We start from the raw sequence: 19,859 nt of genomic DNA on the forward strand, positions 1-19,859 counted from the left end.
CGATGACCGGGCCCGCGGCGGAGGGCGCGGGCGACCGCCCCGCGCCGGCGGGCCGCGCGCGGTGGCTGCCCCGCACCGGCGACCTCCTCGACGCGCTGTTCGCGCTCGCCGTGACGGCGCTCGGGCTCGGGATCGCGATCGCCCTGGTGGACGGGATCACCGCCGTCACGCCCTGGGGCGTGCTGCTGGTCGCGCTCGCGGTGGGCGTCGGCGACCTCGCGCTCCGCGCCCCGCTGCGGCTGCTGGCCGGGGTGGCGGGTGCCGGCGGTGCCCTCGTCACGGGCCTGGCGGCGCAGGTCCTGGTCGTGTGGGCGGCGCTGCTGGTCGCGCCGGGCGTCGAGGTGCGTTCGGGGTGGTCGGTGCTGTGGGTCCTGCTCGTCACCGCGGCCGTCATGGCCGCGGGGCGGTGGCTGTGGGGGTCGAGCGACAACGCGTACGTCGTGGCCGACGTGGTGCGTCGGGCGCGGCGCCGCGGCGACGCGCGGGGCGCCCCGGCCGGTGCGGCGCGGCCGCCCGGGCTGCTCGTCGTGCAGCTGGACGGCGTGGGTGCACCCGTCCTGGAGCAGGCCATGGACGCCGGGCTGGTCCCGACCCTGCAGCGCTGGGTCGACTCCGGGAGCCACCGGCTGACCACCTGGTGGTCGGCCGTCCCCAGCACGACGCCCGCGGCGCAGGCAGGCCTGCTGCACGGGGCCGCCGACGCGATCCCGGCGTTCCGCTGGTGGGACCGCGGCCTGGGCCGGCTGGTCGTGACCAACCATCCCGCCGACGCGGCCGTCGTCGAGGAGCGGATGAGCGACGGGACGGGGCTGCTGTCGGGCGGGGGCACGGCGGTCGCGACCATGTTCTCGGGCGACGCGGCGTCGTCGTACCTGGTGATGAGCCGCAGCCGGCGTCACGGGCTGGGCCCCGGTCCCGGGTACGTGCGCTTCTTCGCCCGCCCGTTCGTGCTGGCCCGCGCCGTGGCCGGCACCGCGGGCGAGATCGTCAAGGAGCTCTACCAGGCCCGTCGGCAGGCGGTGTACGACGTCCGCCCGCGGGTGTCCCGGGGCGGCTGGTACGTGCTGCTGCGCGCGGTGTCCAACGTGCTGCTGCGCGACCTGGCCACGTCGCTCGTCGCGGAGGCGCTGGTGCGCGGCGACCCGACGGTCTACGTCGACCTGGTCGACTACGACGAGGTCGCGCACCACGCCGGCCCCACACGCCCCGAGGCGCTGCGCTCGCTCGAGGGCCTCGACCAGGTCGTGCGGATCCTCGACGAGGTGGCGCCCCTGGCGCCCCGCCGGTACGACGTGGTCGTGCTCTCCGACCACGGCCAGACACTCGGGGCGACGTTCGAGCAGGTGGAGGGCCGGTCCCTGCTGGAGACCGTCCGGGCCCTGATGGCCGAGCCCGACCTCGAGGGCGTCGAGAGCGCCGACGGCGAGGGCTGGGGTCCGCTCAACACGCTGCTGACCAGCGTGCTCGGGCGGCCGACCGACCCCGTCGTGCTCGGCCCGGACGCCGGCGCCGACCGGCACCGGGGGCGGGTGCGCGAGGACGGCGTCCCGCGCGTGCGGGAGCACGGCCGGGCCGCGCGCTCGACCGCCGACGCCGGTGGGGCCGTGCCCGACGTGGTCGTGGTGGGTTCGGGCAACCTCGGGCTCGTGTGGTTCCCCGAGGCGCCCGAGCGACTGCTGCTGGAGGACCTGGAGGAGCGGTGGCCAGGCCTGGTGGCCGGGCTGGCGGCGCGACCCGCCGTCGGCGTCGTCGTCGTCGACTCCCGGACGCGCGGGCTCGTCGCGGTCGGTGACGCGGGCCTGCGCCTGCTGGAGGCCGACGGCGACGTGGTCGAGGGCGTGGACCCGTTGGCCGCGTACCCGTCGCGCGCCCGGGCGGACCTCGCGCGCGCCGCGCGGCTGCCGCACACCGGCGACCTGCTGCTGGTCTCCACCGTGGGTCCGCGGGACCAGGTCCACGCGTTCGAGGGCCAGGTCGGGTCGCACGGCGGCCTGGGTGGCGCGCAGAACCTCGCGTTCCTGCTGCACCCGGCGGACCTGGGGGTCGACGACGCGCGGTGCGAGGACGTCGACGGGCACCGCATGCTGGTCGGCGCGGACGCGGTGCACGCACAGCTGGTCGCGTGGCTCGACGAGCGCGGTCTGCGACCGCGCCAGGTCGCGACGGGGCGGCCCACCACGGCGGAGCGCGCATGAGCGTGCGGGCGCGCTGGCTGGGGCACGCGACGGTCGTGCTCGACGTCGGCGGCGTGCGGCTCGTCACGGATCCCCTGCTGCTGCCGCACGCCGGGCTGCTGCGCCGCCGCGGGGCCGCCCCGCGGCGGGCCGACTGGCGCGGCGCGGCCGCCGTGCTCCTGTCGCACCTGCACCACGACCACGCCGAGCTCGCGTCGCTGCGCATGCTGGGGTCGGTGCCCGTGCTCGCCGCGCCCTCGAGCGCCCACTGGCTCAGCACGCACGGTGTGGACGGCGTCGGGTTGCCCGAGGGCCGGTGGCGGACCGTCGCGGGCGACGTGCGGGTGCGCACGGTCCCGGCCGAGCACGGTCACCGCCCCATGCCGCACCGGCCGAACGCCGCGACCGGGTTCGTCGTGCGCGGTGGCGGGGTGACGGTGTGGTTCGCCGGGGACACCGGACCGTTCCCGGGGCTGGCACGCGTCCCGGAGCTCGCCGGCGCGCCCGTGGACCTCGCGCTCGTCCCGGTCGGCGGGTGGGGTCCGCGGCTGTCGGGGGGCCACCTCGACCCCGTGGAGGCGGCCCGGGTGTGCGCCCTGGTGGGGGCCCGGGTCGCGGTGCCCGTGCACTGGGGCACGCTGCACGCCCCCGCCGGCCGCCGGCTGCCGCCGGGGTGGATGGACCGGGGCGGGCGGGCGTTCGAGGCGGCGGTGCGCCGGGTGGCGCCGGGCGTGCGGCCGTGCGTGCTCGCGCCCGGCGGGGCCGTGGTGGTCGACCCGGTGCCGGGACCCGCCGCGCCGTGAGCGACGCCCGCGTGTCGTGGTGGGCGTCGAACAGGTGTTCGGGTAGCGTGGTGCCCGGTGACACGGTCGAGCCGACCACAGCCCCACCCGGTGACGAGCCGGTCGCGGGGAGGGGGCGGTCCGGTCGGGATGTCGGTGGTCGGGCATAGCGTCGCCGCGACAAGACCAGCCCCCGCAGGCGCAGCACGTGCTGCACGAGACGACGAGGTGGACCCATGCCCGCTGCTCCTGACCGTTCCAAGGCCCTCGAGGCCGCCCTCAGCCAGATCGACCGCCAGTTCGGCAAGGGCTCGGTCATGCGCCTCGGTGACGAGACCCGGGCTCCCGTCGAGGTCATCCCGACCGGTTCGATCGCGCTGGACATCGCGCTCGGCATCGGCGGGCTGCCCCGTGGGCGCGTCGTCGAGGTGTACGGGCCGGAGTCCTCCGGCAAGACCACCGTCGCGCTGCACGCCGTCGCCAACGCCCAGAAGGCCGGTGGCATCGCCGCGTTCATCGACGCCGAGCACGCGCTCGACCCCGAGTACGCGAAGAAGCTGGGCGTCGACACCGACGCGCTGCTCGTGTCGCAGCCGGACACCGGGGAGCAGGCGCTCGAGATCATGGACACCCTGATCCGCTCGGGCGCGATCGACATCATCGTCATCGACTCCGTCGCCGCTCTCGTGCCGAAGGCGGAGATCGAGGGCGAGATGGGCGACTCGCACGTCGGTCTGCAGGCGCGGCTGATGTCGCAGGCGCTGCGCAAGATCACCGGTGCCCTCAACTCGTCCGGCACCACGGCGATCTTCATCAACCAGCTGCGCGAGAAGATCGGCGTGTTCTTCGGCAGCCCCGAGACCACCACGGGTGGCAAGGCGCTCAAGTTCTACGCCTCGGTCCGCCTGGACATCCGGCGCATCGAGACCCTCAAGGAGGGCACCGAGGCGGTCGGCAACCGCACGCGCGTCAAGGTCGTGAAGAACAAGATGGCGCCGCCGTTCAAGCAGGCCGAGTTCGACATCCTGTACGGCGTCGGGATCTCCCGCGAGGGCTCGCTCATCGACATGGGCGTGGAGCACGGCTTCGTCCGCAAGTCGGGTGCGTGGTTCACGTACGACGGCGACCAGCTGGGCCAGGGCAAGGAGAACGCGCGCAAGTTCCTGCGCGACAACCCCGACCTGGCCAACGAGCTGGACAAGAAGATCAAGGAGAAGCTCGGCATCGGTGCCAAGGTCGACGCCCCGGCCGACGCGCCGGTCCCGGTCGACTTCTGAGCGCCGTGACGGGTGCCACCGGCCGGTCCGCGGCGCGTCGCCGCGGCCGGCCGGCGACCGAGCCGCCGCCGGACGGCGCCGCGGCGCAGGACCTGGAGCCCGACCCCGAGTCGGTCGCCCGCAGCATCGTCCTGCGCAGACTGGCCGCCGCCGCGCAGTCGCGGGGGCAGCTGGCCGACGCGCTCGCACGGCGTGACGTGCCGCTCGACGTCGCGACCCGCGTGCTCGACCGCTTCACCGAGGTCGGTCTGATCGACGACGCGGAGTACGCGCGCATGTTCGTGCGGTCGCGGCATGCGGAGCGTGGTCTGTCGCGTCGGGCGCTCGGCGTCGAGCTGCGCCGCAAGGGCATCGACGACGAGACCGCCGCAGCCGCGCTGCAGGATCTCGACGACGAGGACGAGGAGCAGGCTGCACGCGAGCTCGTGCGCCGGCGCCTGCGGTCCACGGCCGGCCTCGAGGCGCAGGTCCGCGTCCGGCGCACCTACGGTGCGCTCGGCCGCAAGGGATACGCCCCGGGCCTGGTCGCCCGGCTCGTGCGCGAGGAGCTGGCGGCCGAGGGGCTCGCTGACGACGACATGGCGAGCACCCCGCCCGACGACTGACGGGTGGGAGCGGCGCCGGGCCCGGGCCGTGCGATCATCCGGGACGTGTCCACGTCCGTCGAGCCCGAGATCGGGCACCCGGCGCGCGCACTGGTCGACCGGAGCGTGGCGCTCGCCGACCGGGCGCGGGGCGTCATCGACCACCTCGACGCGGCCGTCCTGCAGGTCGCGGACGCCGTGGCGCGCGACCGCGAGCGACGGGTGCTCGCCGAGCTGGCGCTCGTCCCGGTCACCCGCCTCGGCGACGCCACCGACCGCAACCTGCGCCTCGGTCGGCTGGAGGACGCGGGCTACCGCGTCGCGGCGGACCTCGTCGGGGTCCCCGCCGCCGTCCTGGAGCAGGTCCCGGGCGTCGGGCCGCGCACCGCGCGGGCGACCGCGGCGGCCGTCGAGCAGCTCGCCGACGCGGTGCGGGAGGTGACGGCTCCGCGGCTGCGGCTCGACCGCGCCGACGGCGCCCCCGACGTGCTCGCCACCACCCGGCTGCTCGCCCTGCTGGCCCGGACGCTGCGCCTCGAGCCGCTCGTCGGTCCGCACCGCCGGGAGCTCACGGACCACGTGCGCACGGTCGACGCGTGCGCACCGGCGGCAGCCGTCGCCCGGCACCGGCTGCGGTACGCGCTGGCCCGGCGCCCGACCAAGCAGGCGGCCGTGCGGGCGCTGCGCCTGCTCGCCGACGCGGACCACTGGGCGGAGCACTCGGGGCTCCCCGCGCTCGTCGACAGGTTGCAGGCCGCCTGTGCCGAGCCCGACCCGCCGCAGGCGGCGCTCTGGGACGACGTCGAGACGCGGCCCGCCACGTACACCACGGAGCTGCTGCGGCTGGTCCCGCACGCCGTCGACGTCGCCGTCGAGCGTGGGCTGCTCGCCGCCGAGCTGGCGGCCCAGGTCGCGGACCACCCCCTCGACACCACGGGGCTGCGGGTCCGGCTGCGCGGCTACCAGGACTTCGGGGCGCGGTTCCTGCTGCACCAGGGGCGTGCGCTGCTCGGCGACGAGATGGGCCTGGGCAAGACCGTCCAGGCCGTCGCGGCCATGGCGCACGTCGCGGCGCAGGGTGCGACCCACCTGCTCGTCGTGTGCCCCGCGAGCGTGCTGGTCACCTGGCAGCGGGAGATCGAGCGGCACTCCACGCTCACCGTGGTCCGTGTGCACGGCCGCGACGCGGCCGCCGCGGGGGAGAGGTGGCGACGCGAGGGCGGTGTCGCGGTGGCCACGTTCGGCTCCCTACACCATGTGCCCCCGCTCGACGCCCCGGATCGCGTCCCGGCCACCGGTACCGAAGGTCGCCCCGAGCCCGCCGACGGCACGGGCACGTGGTCCGTCGGCGGCGCCCCGCTCGGCATGCTCGTCGTCGACGAGGCGCACCTCGTCAAGAACCCCCGGGCGGCGCGGTCCCGCGCGGTCGCGGCGTGGGCGGGGCGCACCTTCCGCGTCGCGCTGCTCACGGGCACCCCGATGGAGAACCGCGTCGGGGACTTCGTCGCGCTCGTCCGCCTGGTCCAGCCCGACCTCGCGGACGGTCTGCCGCGCCACCTGGGTGCTGCGGGCAGGGACGCGTTCCGGCGGGCCGTCGCGCCGGTCTACCTGCGCCGGGACCGGGACGACGTGCTGGTCGAGCTCCCGGCGCTCACCGTGGTGGACGAGTGGGAGGAGCTGACACCCGAGGGGCGGCGCCGGTACCGCGACGCCGTGGCTCGCGGGGACCTCATGGGGATGCGGCGCGCCGCGTCCGTCCACGCGGGCCACCCGACGTCCGGGAAGCTGGGCCGGCTCCTGGAGGTCGTCGCCGACGCGCGGGCGCACGGCCGTCGGGTGGTGGTCTTCTCCTGGTTCCGCGAGGTGCTGGACGTCGTGGCGCAGGCGCTGGTCACCCACGGCGGCGCGACCGTGCTCGGCCCGCTCACGGGTGACGTGCCACCGCACCGCCGCCAGGAGCTGGTCGACGAGCTGGCGCGGCTCGACCCCGCCGCCGGTGCGGTGCTCGTCGCGCAGGTGCAGGCCGGCGGCGTCGGTCTCAACCTGCAGTGCGCATCCGTCGCGGTGCTCTGCGAGCCGCAGCTGACGCCCGCGACCGAGGCCCAGGCGTTCGCCCGGCTGCACCGCATGGGCCAGCTGCGCCCGGTGACCGCGCACCGGCTGCTGGCCGAGGGCACGGTCGACGAGCGGCTGGTCGCGCTGCTGGCCGAGAAGTCCCGCGAGTTCGACCTCTACGTGCGCGACTCCCTGCTGGCCGAGCAGACCGTCCGAGCCGTCGACGTCACGGAGCCCGAGCTGGCACGGGACCTGGTCGCGTGGGAGCAGGCGCAGTGGGGGAACGGCCCGCTGTGGGACGAGCTCGCCGACCCGGCGACCCGCTGACCGCGCGGCGGGACGTCGCCGGGGCGTGCACCGGCGACAATGGTCGCGGCGCCGTGGGCGCGCCGACACTGGAGGAGGTGCCGTGGAGCCGGGTGCGATCGCCACCGTGGTGGGTCTGCTGGGGGCGTGCCTCGTCGCACTCATCCTCGTCCTCACGGCACGTCGGGAGGCCGACGACCAGCGTCGTCGGGCCGTGCAGGACGTCGCGCAGATCCGCGACGACGCGCGCGCGATGCTGGCCGACGCCGAGCGCCGGGAGCGTCGCGTCGCGGACAGGGAGCGGGAGCTCGCCGCCGAGCGCACGGAGCTCGCCGAGCTCGAGCGCCGCACCCGCAGCGACGCGGACGCCCTGGCGGAGGCGCGCCGGGCGGGGGCGCGCGAGCTCGACAAGGCGGAGCGGGTCGCGGCCCGCACGCTGGCGGACGCGGACCGGGCGGCCAACGAGCGGCTCGCGGACGCCCGGGCGCAGGCCCGCGCCGAGCTCGAGTCCGTGAGCGGCCTGACGCAGGACGAGGCGCTCACCGAGCTGACGCGCCGGATCACGGCCCAGGCGGTCGACGCCGCGGCGGCGCAGGTGCGCCGCACCGAGGCGCAGGCGCGGCGCACGGCGGACGCCCGCGCGCGGCGGATCGTCGCGACCGCCGTGCAGCGGGTCGCCGTGCCCACGAGCGCACAGCCCGTCGTCACGATCCTGCCGCTGCCGTCGGACGAGATGAAGGGCCGCATCATCGGCAAGGAGGGCCGCAACATCCGGCACTTCGAGGCCCTGACCGGCGTGAACGTCCTGGTGGACGAGACCCCGGACACCGTGGTGCTCTCCTGCTTCGACGCGGAGCGCCGGGAGGTCGCCCAGGTGGCCCTCGAGGCCCTGATGGCGGACGGCCGGATCCATCCGCAGCGCATCGAGGCCGCCTACGCCGAGGCGCTGGCCGGCGCCGACGACAGGCACGACGCGGCCGGCCACGACGCGGTCGAGCGCGCCGGGATCGACCACCTGCACGCCGACCTCGTGCGGACGATGGGCCGGCTGCGGCTGCGGTCGTCGTACGGGCAGAACGTGCTGGAGCACCTCGTCGAGAGCGCTCAGATCGCGGCGGCCATCGCAGCCGAGGTGGGCGCGGACGTCGCGGTCGCCCGACGCGCGGCGTTCCTTCACGACGTGGGCAAGGCGCTGACCGGTGAGGTCGCGGGGACGCACGCCGCGGTGGGCGCGGACCTGGCGCGGCGGCTGGGGGAGTCCGACGCCGTGGTCAACGCGATCGCCGCGCACCACGACGAGGTGCCCCCGGCGACGGTCGAGGCGGTGCTGGTGCAGGCCGCCGACGCGGTCTCCGCGGCCCGTCCGGGTGCCCGCCGGCAGGAGATCGACCAGTACGTCGAGCGCATGGGGGAGCTGGAGTCCCTCGTCGCGGCGCACCAGGGCGTGCGCCGCGTGCTCGCCATGGCCGCCGGTCGGGAGGTGCGCGTCGTCGTCGAGCCCGACGAGGTGGACGACCGCGCGCTGCCCCAGCTCGCCTCGGCCATCGCCAAGCACATCGAGGCGGACCTGACGTACCCGGGGGAGATCCGGGTGACGGTCGTGCGCGAGCTGCGCGCGAGCGCCACCGCGGGCTGACGAACGGCGCCCGGCCGGCGCACCGCACCGGCCGGGCGCCGGCGCACGTCAGCTCGTGGTGCCCGCCGCCAGCGTGGGTGCCTCGGCCTTCGCGGCCCCGGCGGTGAGCCGGTCCACGCGGGACGCGAGCCGCTCCGCGAGCGTCGTCAGCAGGTAGTTGATGATGATGAAGACGACGGCCACGACCAGCAGCGACTGCAGGATGTTGCCGTTCCCGGAGCCGAAGCGGCGCGCGGCGTCGAGCAGCTCGGGGTAGGTGATGATCGCGCCCAGCGCCGTGTCCTTGAGGATGACGACGAGCTGGCTGGCGATCGCCGGGAGCATCGCGATGAGCGCCTGCGGGACCTCCACGAGACGCAGGGACTGCGCCGGCCGCAGCCCGACGGCCAGGGCCGCCTCGCGCTGCCCGTTCGGCAGGCTGTGGACGCCGGAGCGCACCAGCTCGGCGAACACCGACCCGTTGTACAGCGTGAGGCCCAGCACGACGGCCAGCAGGGGGACGTCCCGGGGCTCGACGAGCCGCAGCTGGGAGATGCCCGTGTTGAAGAAGACCATCATGAGCAGCACGGGGACCGCCCGGAAGAACTCGACGACGGTGCCGCAGACCCATCGCACGACGCGGGAGCCCGCCAGCCTGCCGAGCCCGAACACGAGCCCGAACAGCGCCGACGCGACGATGGCGAGCCCGGCGGCCCGCAGCGTGTCGCGCAGCCCGGGCAGCAGGTAGTCCGACCAGGTGCCGGCCTCGAGGAAGGGCTGCCACAGCGCGGGTGCGAGCTGCCCCTTGCGCTCCAGCAGCACGAGGGCCCACGCCGCGACCCCGGCGACCACGACGGCGGCCACGGCGTTGACCATGCGCATCCGTCGCCGCGTGCGCGGTCCCGGGACGTCGAACAGGACGAGGCCGCTCACCGGGCCACCGCCAGCCGCCGCGACAGCGTGGTGGTCGCGAGCCCGATGGGGACGACGAGGGCGACGTAGCCGATGGCGAAGGTGAGGAAGATCGCGAGGATGACGTCGGGTCGGAACTCGATCATGGTCCGCATGAGTCCTGAGGTCTCGGCCACCGAGCCGGCGGCGGCGACGGTGGAGTTCTTCAGCAGCGCGATCAGGACGTTGCCCAGCGGTGCGACCGCGCCGCGGAACGCCTGGGGCAGGATGACCAGCCGAGCGGCCGACCAGAACCCCAGGCCGATGGCACGGGCGGCCTCCGCCTGCCCGACGGGCACGGTGTTGACCCCGGACCTCAGCGCCTCGCACACGAACGCCGCGTGGTAGACCGCCAGGCCCAGCACGGCGAGGCGGAAGAAGTTGGTCTGGAAGTCGGTCGACAGCGTCAGGCCGAGCTGCCCCCACAGGCCGAGCACGCAGAACACGATGATGATCGTCAGCGGCGTGTTGCGCAGCAGCGTCACGTACGTGGCGCCCGCCCACCGCAGGCTCGGCACGGGGGAGATCCGCATGACCGCCAGGAGCGTGCCGATGACCAGCGCGATGACGGCGGCGTAGAGCGTGAGCTGGATGTTCACCCAGAACGCCGCGAGCACGTCGAACTCGTCGAACAGGGACAGGAACTGGTCGAGGTACCCCTCGTCCACCGGGCCTCCCGTGGGTGCGGTGCGGTGAGCAGGCCCGGGACCGGCCCGCGTGCGCGGGTCCGGCCCCGGGCCGGTGGTCGTGCGGGCGTCAGGCGCAGGCGGCCACGGCGGGCGGGTTCAGCTCCTCGTCGGGCTCGTAGCCCGACGCGCCGACAGCCTCGTCCAGAGCCTCCTGCCACGCCCCGGACTCGATCATCTCGGTGATCGCGGCGTTGACGTCCTCGCAGACGTCGTTGTCCTGCGGCAGGCCGACCCCGTAGTTCTCCTCGGAGAACGGCGCGCCGACGACCTTGACCTTGCCCTCGTTGGCGGGGAGCGCGGCCAGGCCGGCGAGGATGATGTCGTCCGTCGTGACGGCGTCGACCGTGCCCGCCACCAGGGCCGTGACGCACTCCGCGTACCCCGGCTGCTCGAGCAGGTCCGTCCCGGTCGCGTACTCGTCCTTGATGCGCTGCGCGGACGTCGAGCCCGTCACCGAGCACAGCGTCTTGCCCTCGAGGTCCTCGGGGCCGGAGACGGAGTCGTCGTCCGCCGCGACGAGCAGGTCCTGCCCGGCGACGAAGTACGGCCCGGCGAACGCGATGACCTCCTTGCGCTTGTCGGTGATCGAGTACGTCGCGAAGATCATGTCGACCTGACCGTTCTGCAGCATCGTCTCGCGCTGCTGCGACGGCGCCTGCACCCACTCGATCTGGTCCGCGCCGTACCCGAGCTTCTCGGCGACGTACGTCGCGACCGCGACGTCGAACCCGGTGTACTCGCTGCCGTCCTGGTACCCCAGGCCGGGCTGGTCGAACTTGATGCCGATCCGCAGGGTGCCCTCGGCGCCACCGCTGTCCTCGGTGGCACCGGAACCGGGCTCGGCTGTGCTCTCGGCGGCGTCGTCGCCGCCGGAGCAGGCGCCCAGCGTCAGTGCCGCCACAGCGGTGAGGGCGATCGCCAGTCGTCGTGCACGCATCTGCGCTTCCCTTCGTCGTCCTGCATCGGGTCGGTCGTCGTGCTGCCCGCGGGGCAGCGGTCAGTGGGTGAGGATCTTGGACAGGAAGTCGCGGGCCCGCTCGCTGCGGGGCGCGGTGAAGAACGTCTCGGGGTCCGCCTCCTCGACGACCTGACCGGCGTCCATGAAGACCACGCGCTGCGCCGCGCGGCGTGCGAAGCCCATCTCGTGCGTGACGACGACCATCGTCATGCCGTCGTGCGCGAGCCCGACCATGACGTCGAGGACCTCGTTGATCATCTCGGGGTCCAGCGCGGAGGTCGGCTCGTCGAAGAGCATGGCCTTGGGCTTCATCGCCAGGGCCCGCGCGATCGCGACGCGCTGCTGCTGACCGCCGGACAGCTGCGCGGGCCGCTTGGCGGCCTGGTCGGCGACGCCGACGCGCTCCAGCAGGTCCATCGCCGTCGCCCTGGCCTCGGCGGGCCGCACGCCCTTGGCCTTGACCTGGCCGAGCGTCACGTTCTCCAGGACCGTCTTGTGCGCGAAGAGGTTGAACGACTGGAAGACCATGCCGACGTCGGCCCGCAGCCGGGCCAGCTCGCGTCCCTCGCTGGGCAGCGGCTTGCCGTCGATCGTGATGGTCCCGGAGTCGATGGTCTCGAGCCGGTTGATGGTCCGGCACAGGGTCGACTTGCCCGAGCCCGACGGGCCGATGACGACGACCACCTCGCCGCGGTGGATGGTCAGGTCGACGTCGCGCAGCACGTGCAGCGCGCCGAAGTGCTTGTCGACGTGGTCGAGGACGATGAGCGGGTCACCGGTCGGGCGCGGCGTCGCGTCCGTGGGGCTCGGCTCCGCCGTGATGCTGTCGGCCATTGGTCGAACCTACGGGTGAGATGTTGCGGATGTCACGAATGGACGTCACGGTCCAGTAACAGGACGTTCACACGGGACCTGCCGGTCCGGGCGGTAGGGGCGGTTCGCCGGCCGCCGCGCCGGGGCCGCCGCCGCACCCGCCGTTCGGAGGGCGCCGGGGCGGGGACGTACCCTGGGAGTGATGTCCACGACCCTGCCCTCCCCGGTGCTCGCGCACGCCCCCGAGCCCTCGTCGGCCGACGCGCGCCCGCGCACCTACCTGGTCAAGACGCTCGGCTGCCAGATGAACGTGCACGACTCCGAGCACATGGCCGGCATGCTCGAGCAGGCCGGGTACGTGCCCGCGGCACCCGCGGACGCGGCCGCCGAGGACGTCGACGTCCTGGTCATCAACACGTGCGCCGTCCGGGAGAACGCGGCCGACAAGCTGTACGGCAACCTGGGCCGGCTGGCCGGCACCAAGCGCACGCGTCCCGGGGGCATGCAGATCGCGGTGGGCGGTTGCCTGGCGCAGAAGGACCGCGCGGGGATCGTCGAGCGCGCCCCCTGGGTCGACGTGGTGTTCGGCACGCACAACCTCGACGTGCTGCCCACGCTGCTGGAGCGGGCGCGGCACAACGCCGCCGCCCAGGTGGAGATCGCCGAGTCGCTGCAGGTCTTCCCGAGCACCCTGCCGACGCGCCGCGAGTCCGTGTACGCCGGCTGGGTCTCCATCAGCGTGGGGTGCAACAACACCTGCACGTTCTGCATCGTGCCCCACCTGCGCGGCAAGGAGCGCGACCGGCGTCCGGGGGAGGTCCTCGCGGAGGTCGAGGCGCTGGTGGCCACGGGCGCCATCGAGGTGACGCTGCTCGGGCAGAACGTCAACTCCTACGGCGTCGGGTTCGGCGACCGGCACGCGTTCGGCAAGCTCCTGCGCGCCGTCGGCGCCGTGCCCGGCCTCGAGCGCGTGCGGTTCACGTCCCCGCACCCCGCGGCGTTCACCGACGACGTGATCGACGCGATGGCGAGCACGCCGACGGTCATGCCGCAGCTGCACATGCCGCTGCAGTCCGGCTCCGACCGGGTGCTGCGGGCCATGCGCCGGTCGTACCGGGCGGACAGGTTCCTGGGCATCCTCGAGCGCGTGCGGGCCGCCATCCCGCACGCGGCGATCACCACGGACGTCATCGTCGGGTTCCCCGGGGAGACGGACGAGGACTTCGAGCAGACGCTGCGCGTCGTCGAGGAGTCCCGCTTCTCCTCCGCGTTCACGTTCCAGTACTCCCCGCGGCCGGGCACGCCCGCCGCGGACCTGCCGGACCAGCTGCCCAAGCACGTCGTGCAGGAGCGGTACGAGCGGCTGGTCGCGCTGCAGGAGCGGATCTCCGCCGAGGAGAACGCCGCCCAGGTCGGCCGCACCGTGGACGTGCTCGTCGCCGAGGGCGAGGGGCGCAAGGACGGCGCCACGGCGCGCATCTCCGGCCGTGCGCAGGACAACCGGCTGGTGCACCTGGCGCTCCCCGCCGGCCTGGACCCGGCCGACGCCCCCCGCCCGGGTGACCTGGTGACCGTCGTGGTGACGCACGGCGCCCCCCACCACCTGGTGGCGGACTCCGGCCTGCTCCCGAGCGGCGTCTTCCGGGTGCGGCGCACCCGGGCCGGCGACGCCTGGCAGGTGCGGGCGGAGGGCCGCGAGGAGCACGCGCACGGTGCGTCCGGCGGCGGCTGCGGCACGGGTGCTCCCGCGCCGGCGGGGCCGGTCGTGCTCGGCCTGCCCGCGGTCGGTCGCCCGGGCGCCTGACGCCGCCGGGGACCGGGCGACCCGGGCCCTTCGGACCAGGCAGCCGGCACCGGTCAGGTCTTCAATGGGCTGGACGGCGTCGCCGTCCCGCACCCCCGTGGAGCCGTCATGTCCGAGGTCTTCCTCTTCCTCGCCCAGCAGCCCGTCCTCCTGCTGTTCGTCGTCATCGGTGTCGGCTCGGCCGTCGGGCACATCCGGGTTCGCGGCGTCGGGCTCGGGGCCGCCGCGGTGCTGTTCCTGGCCATCGGCCTCTCGGCCTGGGCCGCGTCGTACGGCGTGGACCTCGAGATCACCGAGGCGCTGGGCACGCTCGGGCTGTGCCTGTTCACGTTCTGCGTCGGCCTGGTGTCCGGTGCCACCTTCTTCTCCTCGCTGCGCCGCAGCCTCGCGCCGATCCTGGCCGTGGCCGGCGTCCTGGTGGCCAGCGCGGCCGTCGCGACGGGGGTCGGCAGCGTCCTCGGGCTGGACCGCGCGGTGGTCGCGGGCGCCTGGGCCGGTGCGGTCACCAACACCCCCGCGCTGGCGGCGGCCCGTGACGCCGCGGGCGACGCGACCGGCCCGACCATCGGGTACGCCGTCACGTACCTGTTCGGCGTCGTGGGCATGCTCGTCGCGGTGTCCCTCGCGCTGCGGCACCGGGACCTCGACACCGACGCCCCGCCGACGCTCGTGACCCGTACCGTGCGCGTCGAGGCCACCGGGCGACCCCGCATCGAGGACCTGGAGGACCGGCACGGCGACCGCATCAAGTTCTCCCGCGTGCGGCGCGGCGAGGAGGCGCCCATCCGTACCGCGGACGGGGGAGACCTGCTCCTGCTCGACGACCTCGTCACGGTCGTGGGACCCGCGGAGGACGTCGACGCGGTCACGCGCGAGCTCGGGCACGCCTCGTCGCACCGGCTGGAGGCGGACCGCCTCTACCTGGACATGCGGCGCATGACGGTGTCCGCGGAGCGGGCCGCCGGGCGCACGATCGGTGAGCTGGACCTGCTGCACCGGTTCGGTGCCACGATCTCGCGGGTGCGGCGCGGGGACGTCGACGTCGTCGCCACCGACGACTTCCAGCTGCAGCTCGGCGACCGGGTGCGCGTCATCGCGCCCCGCGAGCGCATGGCGGAGGTCTCGGCGTGGTTCGGCGACTCGGCGCGCGGGCTCTCGGACATCGTGCCGGTCGTCCTGGGCGTCGGCATGACCCTCGGGATCCTGCTGGGCGCCGTCGCGTTCCCCGTGCCCGGCGGCCACTTCGCGGTCGGGTCGGCGGCGGGCACGCTGCTGGTCGGGCTCGTTCTGGGCCGGCTGGGACGCGTCGGGCCGGTCGTCACGGCCATGCCCTACACGGCGGCGCAGGCCATCGCCGAGCTCGGCCTGCTGATCTTCCTCGCCCAGGCGGGCACGCGGGCCGGCGCGCAGATCGGTGCCGCGTTCACGTCGGGGGACTGGTTGCGCATCCTGCTGCTGGGCGCGGTCGTGACGACGTTCGTCGCGACCGGGCTGTACCTCGTCATGCGTCGGGTGTTCCGGGTCGGCGGGACCCGGCTCTCGGGGATCGTGGCCGGCACGCAGACGCAGCCCGCCGTCCTGGCGTTCGCGAACGGCCGGACGGGGTACGACGCGCGGGTCGCCCTGGGCTACGCCCTGGTGTACCCGGCGGCGATGGTCACCAAGATCGTCCTGGGGCAGCTGCTGGGCGGGTTGTGAGCGTCAGTTGTCGGGCACGTCCGGCGGCGGGACGTCGCCGGGCACGACGGGCTCCAGCGCGGCGAAGAGCTGCACGCCGGTGCCCAGCCCGCAGGCCAGCAGCTGCGCCAGCTGCAGGTCCGTGACCCCGGGCTCCAGGTCCGCCGAGACCTCGGCGTACACGGCGAGCATGCCCTCCTCCTCGCGCACGTAGGCCTTCGGCCAGATGCGCTCGCGGTTCCAGTCGTTGATCGCCAGCGCCAGCGCGCGACGCTGCTCGAGGGGGAGCGTGCGCTGCCACCTCCCGCGGACCTGCAGGATCTCCTGCTGCTCGCCCAGCAGCAGGAACCAGAAGCGGCTGCCGTCCCACGTGCCGGTGAGGTCACCGTCGTCGTCCACGACGAACCGGTAGCCGCGCCCCAGGAGGTAGTCGGCCACGCGGTCCCGCGTCAGGGGACGCGGCGGCTCGTCGTCCAGCGGTGTCGTCTTGGTCGGCTTGGGCAGGCCGCCGAGGACCCGCAGGAGCCACCCGGGCGCGCTCACGGCGCCGCCCCGGCCGGGTCCGGGTACCGCTCGTCCAGCGCGTCGAAGAGCATGCTGCCGGTCGACAGGCCGCAGAACAGGATCTGGCTGAGCTGGGCGTCGGTGGCACCGTGCTCGAGGTCGGTGGCCACCTCGGCGACCACGTGGACGCGGCCGTTGTCCCGCACCCGGGCGTACGCCTTGGGCCAGATGCGCTCGGCGTTCCACTCGTTGCACAGGTCGAGGACCTCCTCGAGCCGCTCGATCGCGAGCTCGCGGTGCCACTGTCCGCGCACCTGCAGGATCTCCGACTGCGCGCCGAAGAGGAAGAAGTAGAACAGCCGGCCCCGCCACAGGCCGCCCAGGTCGCCGTCGTTGTCGACGAAGTACGAGAACTGGTTGTCGGTCATCCACGACGCGATCCGCGCGGGGGAGACCGGCGTCGGTGCGGCGGAGCGGTGCTCGACCGTCCCCAGCTCGCGGGCCAGCAGCTCGGCGACACGCTCGTGGAGGTCGGCGTCGTCCACACCGACCTCGGGCGTGCCGGTGACCGGGCGGGTGCCGGACCACCACCGGCGTGCGCGCTGACGGAACCACCCCATGCGCCGACCCTACCCGGCACCACCGACGACCGGCCTGCCGGTGCGCGCGGCAGGCCCGGGGCCCGCGGCGGGTTACGGTCGGTCCGTGCTCGTCGCCGCCGCCCTCGTCCCCGACACGGTGCTCCTGCTGCCCGGCGTCGCGGGGCGGGCCCCCGAGGACCCCGCGCCGGTCGCGCTGCGGTCGGCGGCGGCCACCGCGGCGGCGCGTGCGGTCGCCCACGCCCACCGTGTGGTCGTGGTCGCGCCCGGCCGGGTCACGCGCTGCGTCGTCGGGTCCGTGCACGGCGGTGCCGGGGCCGCGGGGGTACCGGACCACCTGCTCGGCGCGCCCGTGCCCGACGTCGTCCTCGGCCCCGTCCCCGGTGCCCCGCCCGTCCCGGGGGCCCCGGGCACCGGTGCGGTCGTGGGGCTGCGGACCGTCCTCGACGCGGGTGTCGCGGCGGACCGGCTGCACCTGCTCGAGGTCGCGCCCGGCCCGGCGGACGCGCTGCGCGCCGTGGGCGCGGCGGTCGGCACCGGCGCGCCCACCGCACTGGTCCTCGTGGGCTCGGGGTCCGCACGGCACGGTCCGGGCGCCCCGCTGCCGCCCGACGCGCGGGCACCCGCGTGGGACGGTGCTGTCGTGGCCGCGCTGCGCGCAGGCGGCACCCGGGCCCGCGAGGCGCTCGCAGGGGCGGACGCGCGGACCGCGGCCGACCTGGCCGCCACCGGCTGGGCACCGTGGCAGGTGCTGGTCGGTGCGCTCGACGCGCTGCCGCCCGACGCGCCCGCCCCGACGCCGGAGGTGCTGCGCGCGGACGTGTGGCACGGCGCCGCCCACGCCGTCGTGCTCTGGCAGGTCGCACCGTGAGCCTCGTCGTCGCGGTCGTCGGCCCCACCGCCACCGGCAAGTCCGACCTCGCCCTCGGCCTGGCGCAGGCCCTGGGCGCGGAGGTCGTCAACACCGACGCCCTGCAGCTGTACCGCGGGATGGACGTCGGTACGGCGAAGCTGGCCCCGGAGGAGCGCCGCGGGATCCCGCACCACCTGCTGGACGTGCTGGACCCGCGGGAGGAGGCGTCCGTCGCGGACTACCAGCTGCTCGCGCGCGGTGTGCTGCGGGACCTCGACGCCCGGGGCTCGCGGGCCGTGGCCGTCGGGGGCTCGGGCCTGTACGTGCGCGCCCTGCTGGACCGCATGGAGTTCCCCGGCACCGACCCGGAGCTGCGCGCGCGCCTCGAGGAGCGCGTCGAGGTGGAGGGCGTCCGCGCCCTGCACGACGAGCTGGCCGCGCTGGACCCGGTCGCCGCGGCCGGCATCGGGCCGCGCAACGCCCGCCGCGTGGTGCGCGCGCTGGAGGTCGTCGCCCTGACGGGACGTCCGTACTCCGCGAACCTGCCCCGCCACGAGTACGAGGTGCCGGCCCTGCAGATCGGCCTGGACTGCGACCGGGCCGCGCTGGACGCACGCATCGAGGTGCGCGTGGACCGGATGTGGGACGGCGGCCTGCTGGAGGAGGTGGAGCGCCTCGAGCGGCACGGGCTGGGTCGCACGGCGTCCCGTGCGGTCGGGTACGCCCAGGCGCTCGCCCAGCTGCACGGTGAGCTCGACGCCGACGCGGCGCGTGCCGCGACGGCCGCCGGGACGCGGCGGCTCGCCCGCAAGCAGATGGGCTGGTTCGGGCGCGACCCGCGCGTCCACTGGCTCGACGCCCGCGACCCGGACCTCGTCGCGCACGCGCTCGAGCTGGTCGAGGCGGCCGACGCGGACCGCCTGCCGCGGCCCGACCCGCACGCGCCCGTGCGCCGTACGCTGGGCTCGTGACCGCCCCCACCACCCCCGTCGCGAGCACCCACGCGAGCACCGCCGCGAGCACCCACGCGCCCGTGACGCTCGCCGCCGTCCGGGGGCACGGCACGCAGAACGACTTCGTGCTGCTGGACGACCGGGACGGCCGGCTGGACCTGACGGCGGCGCTCGTCGCGCGGCTGTGCGACCGCCGGGCGGGCGTGGGCGGGGACGGCGTCATCCGCCTGGTCGCCACCCGGCACGTCCCCGACGCACCGGACGCCACCGCCGGGACCCCGTGGTTCATGGACTACCGCAACGCGGACGGGTCGATCGCGCAGATGTGCGGCAACGGCGTGCGCGTGTTCGCGCGGTTCGCGCAGCGACTGGGGCTGTGGGACCCCGCCACCGGGCCGCTCGCGGTCGGGACGCGTGCCGGGGTGCGGACCGTCGCGGCCACGGAGCCCGACGTCGGGTCCGGCCCGTGGTTCACCGTCGGGATGGGGTCCGTCACCCTGCCCGCCGGCCCCGACGCCCTCGCGACCGGCGGGGACGCGCAGGTGGACGTGGCCGGCCTGACCGTGACGCGACCGGGCCTGTCCGTCGACGTGGGCAACCCGCACACGGTGGTCGTGCTGGCGCAGGAGCAGGACCTGGAGGCGGCGGGCCTGACGCGGGCGCCGGACGTGACACCCCTGCCCCCGCAGGGCACGAACGTCGAGCTCGTGGTGCCGTTGGGCGAGCAGGTCGCGGCCGACGGGACGGTCGTGGGTCGGCTGCGGATGCGGGTGCACGAACGGGGCGTGGGCGAGACCCGCTCGTGCGGGACGGGCGCGGTCGCGGCGGCAGCAGCGGTCCGTGCCTGGGGCGGACCGCAGGCCCCCGGTACGTGGCTCGTCGACGTCCCGGGCGGCACGCTGCGGGTCACGCTGCACGCCGACGGGCGGGCGGACCTCGCCGGGCCGGCCGTGCTGGTGGCCGACGTGGCCGTGGACGTGGCGGCGCTGGACGCGTGACGGCGGCGTTCACGGCGGCGGACCTCGGTTCGCCGCTGGGGGAGCGGGCCACGCTGCTGCAGGTGTCGACGGCGTTCTGCGCGCCGTGCCGTGCGGCCCGGCGCGTCCTGGCGCGCGTGGCCGACGCGGTCCCCGGGGTGCGGCACGTCGAGGTCGACGTGGCGGACGCCCCGCACCTCGCCGCCGCACTGGCCGTCACCGCCACCCCGACGGTCGTGGTCCTCGACGCCGACGGCGCGGTCGTCGCCCGGGCGCAGGGTGTGCCGA

General features: G+C 75.5%; 17 protein-coding genes and 1 pseudogene. 12 read left to right on the forward strand and 6 right to left on the reverse strand.

All coding sequences use genetic code 11. The features are described 5' to 3' along the window. The first annotated feature begins 2 nt into the window (after positions 1-2). The 6 genes from KG103_RS07770 to rny all read left to right on the forward strand — a co-directional run bounded on the left by KG103_RS07770 (position 3) and on the right by rny (position 8,814). Complete coding sequence (locus KG103_RS07770; RefSeq protein WP_207341372.1) at positions 3-2,195, forward strand: alkaline phosphatase family protein; 2,193 nt, start codon at positions 3-5, stop codon at positions 2,193-2,195. Then, complete coding sequence (locus KG103_RS07775) at positions 2,192-2,977, forward strand: MBL fold metallo-hydrolase (protein WP_207341371.1); 786 nt, start codon at positions 2,192-2,194, stop codon at positions 2,975-2,977. The genes KG103_RS07770 and KG103_RS07775 overlap by 4 nt, the downstream gene beginning before the upstream one ends. A gap of 215 nt (positions 2,978-3,192) precedes the next feature. Continuing rightward, positions 3,193-4,233 (forward strand): recombinase RecA, encoded by a 1,041-nt coding sequence (gene recA, locus KG103_RS07780; protein ID WP_207341370.1) that lies wholly within the window; start codon positions 3,193-3,195, stop codon positions 4,231-4,233. 5 nt (positions 4,234-4,238) lie between these two features. Next, positions 4,239-4,838, forward strand: coding sequence for a regulatory protein RecX (locus KG103_RS07785; RefSeq protein ID WP_207341369.1), 600 nt, complete (start codon positions 4,239-4,241; stop codon positions 4,836-4,838). 45 nt (positions 4,839-4,883) lie between these two features. Beyond that, positions 4,884-7,199 (forward strand): DEAD/DEAH box helicase, encoded by a 2,316-nt coding sequence (locus tag KG103_RS07790; RefSeq protein WP_207341368.1) that lies wholly within the window; start codon positions 4,884-4,886, stop codon positions 7,197-7,199. Positions 7,200-7,281: 82 nt separating this feature from the next. Beyond that, positions 7,282-8,814 (forward strand): ribonuclease Y, encoded by a 1,533-nt coding sequence (rny, locus tag KG103_RS07795; RefSeq protein WP_207341367.1) that lies wholly within the window; start codon positions 7,282-7,284, stop codon positions 8,812-8,814. Between the two features lie 48 nt (positions 8,815-8,862). Here the strand turns inward: rny and KG103_RS07800 are convergent, their stop codons facing one another. From KG103_RS07800 to KG103_RS07815, 4 genes are all read right to left on the reverse strand, one after another. Next, positions 8,863-9,726: an amino acid ABC transporter permease gene (locus tag KG103_RS07800; RefSeq protein ID WP_207341366.1), complete on the reverse strand. Its 864-nt coding sequence runs from the start codon at positions 9,724-9,726 to the stop codon at positions 8,863-8,865. Continuing rightward, a complete protein-coding gene (locus tag KG103_RS07805) occupies positions 9,723-10,412 on the reverse strand; it encodes an amino acid ABC transporter permease (RefSeq protein ID WP_207341365.1) in 690 nt (229 codons plus the stop codon). Before KG103_RS07805 ends, KG103_RS07800 begins: the two co-directional genes overlap by 4 nt. 88 nt (positions 10,413-10,500) lie before the next feature. After that, positions 10,501-11,370, reverse strand: a complete 870-nt coding sequence (locus KG103_RS07810; RefSeq protein ID WP_207341364.1) for a glutamate ABC transporter substrate-binding protein — start codon at positions 11,368-11,370, stop codon at positions 10,501-10,503. A 60-nt stretch (positions 11,371-11,430) separates the two neighbouring features. Then, entirely contained in the window at positions 11,431-12,225 is a 795-nt protein-coding gene (locus KG103_RS07815; RefSeq protein WP_207341363.1) for an amino acid ABC transporter ATP-binding protein, read from the reverse strand. Between the two features lie 181 nt (positions 12,226-12,406). Between KG103_RS07815 and miaB the strand changes: the two genes are divergently transcribed. Together miaB and KG103_RS07825 are read left to right on the forward strand one after the other, a co-directional pair. Then, positions 12,407-14,008 carry a tRNA (N6-isopentenyl adenosine(37)-C2)-methylthiotransferase MiaB gene (gene miaB / locus KG103_RS07820; protein ID WP_207341362.1) on the forward strand — a complete coding sequence of 534 codons (1,602 nt, stop codon included), beginning with the start codon at positions 12,407-12,409 and terminating at the stop codon, positions 14,006-14,008. Between the two features lie 108 nt (positions 14,009-14,116). Then, on the forward strand, positions 14,117-15,706 hold the full coding sequence (locus tag KG103_RS07825) for an aspartate:alanine exchanger family transporter (protein ID WP_207341361.1): 1,590 nt from the start codon (positions 14,117-14,119) through the stop codon (positions 15,704-15,706). A gap of 3 nt (positions 15,707-15,709) precedes the next feature. Here the strand turns inward: KG103_RS07825 and KG103_RS07830 are convergent, their stop codons facing one another. Beyond that, complete coding sequence (locus KG103_RS07830; RefSeq protein ID WP_207341360.1) at positions 15,710-16,228, reverse strand: type III secretion system chaperone family protein; 519 nt, start codon at positions 16,226-16,228, stop codon at positions 15,710-15,712. Next, positions 16,225-16,809 (reverse strand): type III secretion system chaperone family protein, encoded by a 585-nt coding sequence (locus KG103_RS07835; RefSeq protein ID WP_207341359.1) that lies wholly within the window; start codon positions 16,807-16,809, stop codon positions 16,225-16,227. Before KG103_RS07835 ends, KG103_RS07830 begins: the two co-directional genes overlap by 4 nt. Positions 16,810-16,894: 85 nt before the next feature. On the opposite strand from KG103_RS07835, the gene KG103_RS07840 reads away from it, so the two are divergent. The 4 genes and pseudogenes from KG103_RS07840 to KG103_RS19020 form a co-directional block, all read left to right on the forward strand. Next, a complete protein-coding gene (locus KG103_RS07840; RefSeq protein WP_207341358.1) occupies positions 16,895-17,659 on the forward strand; it encodes a class III extradiol ring-cleavage dioxygenase family protein in 765 nt (254 codons plus the stop codon). Continuing rightward, positions 17,656-18,612 (forward strand): tRNA (adenosine(37)-N6)-dimethylallyltransferase MiaA, encoded by a 957-nt coding sequence (miaA, locus tag KG103_RS07845; RefSeq protein WP_207341357.1) that lies wholly within the window; start codon positions 17,656-17,658, stop codon positions 18,610-18,612. The genes KG103_RS07840 and miaA overlap by 4 nt, the downstream gene beginning before the upstream one ends. Further along, positions 18,609-19,592 (forward strand): diaminopimelate epimerase, encoded by a 984-nt coding sequence (gene dapF, locus KG103_RS07850; protein ID WP_207341356.1) that lies wholly within the window; start codon positions 18,609-18,611, stop codon positions 19,590-19,592. Before miaA ends, dapF begins: the two co-directional genes overlap by 4 nt. Further along, a pseudogene (locus KG103_RS19020) lies at positions 19,589-19,843 on the forward strand (TlpA family protein disulfide reductase); the annotation flags it as partial. The gene dapF and the pseudogene KG103_RS19020, both read left to right, overlap by 4 nt. Positions 19,844-19,859: the final 16 nt, after the last annotated feature.

Source organism: Cellulomonas wangleii (assembly GCF_018388445.1).
Lineage (GTDB): Bacteria > Actinomycetota > Actinomycetes > Actinomycetales > Cellulomonadaceae > Cellulomonas > Cellulomonas wangleii.

Bases quoted from the DNA above. Each gene is read 5' to 3' on its own strand.
- KG103_RS07835 (WP_207341359.1), bottom strand. From the start codon at position 16,809: ATGGGGTGGTTCCGTCAGCGCGCACGCCGGTGGTGGTCCGGCACCCGC.
- KG103_RS07825 (WP_207341361.1), top strand. From the start codon at position 14,117: ATGTCCGAGGTCTTCCTCTTCCTCGCCCAGCAGCCCGTCCTCCTGCTG.
- KG103_RS07775 (WP_207341371.1), top strand. From the start codon at position 2,192: ATGAGCGTGCGGGCGCGCTGGCTGGGGCACGCGACGGTCGTGCTCGAC.
- KG103_RS07815 (WP_207341363.1), bottom strand. From the start codon at position 12,225: ATGGCCGACAGCATCACGGCGGAGCCGAGCCCCACGGACGCGACGCCG.
- KG103_RS07770 (WP_207341372.1), top strand. From the start codon at position 3: ATGACCGGGCCCGCGGCGGAGGGCGCGGGCGACCGCCCCGCGCCGGCG.
- KG103_RS07810 (WP_207341364.1), bottom strand. From the start codon at position 11,370: ATGCGTGCACGACGACTGGCGATCGCCCTCACCGCTGTGGCGGCACTG.
- recA (WP_207341370.1), top strand. From the start codon at position 3,193: ATGCCCGCTGCTCCTGACCGTTCCAAGGCCCTCGAGGCCGCCCTCAGC.
- miaB (WP_207341362.1), top strand. From the start codon at position 12,407: ATGTCCACGACCCTGCCCTCCCCGGTGCTCGCGCACGCCCCCGAGCCC.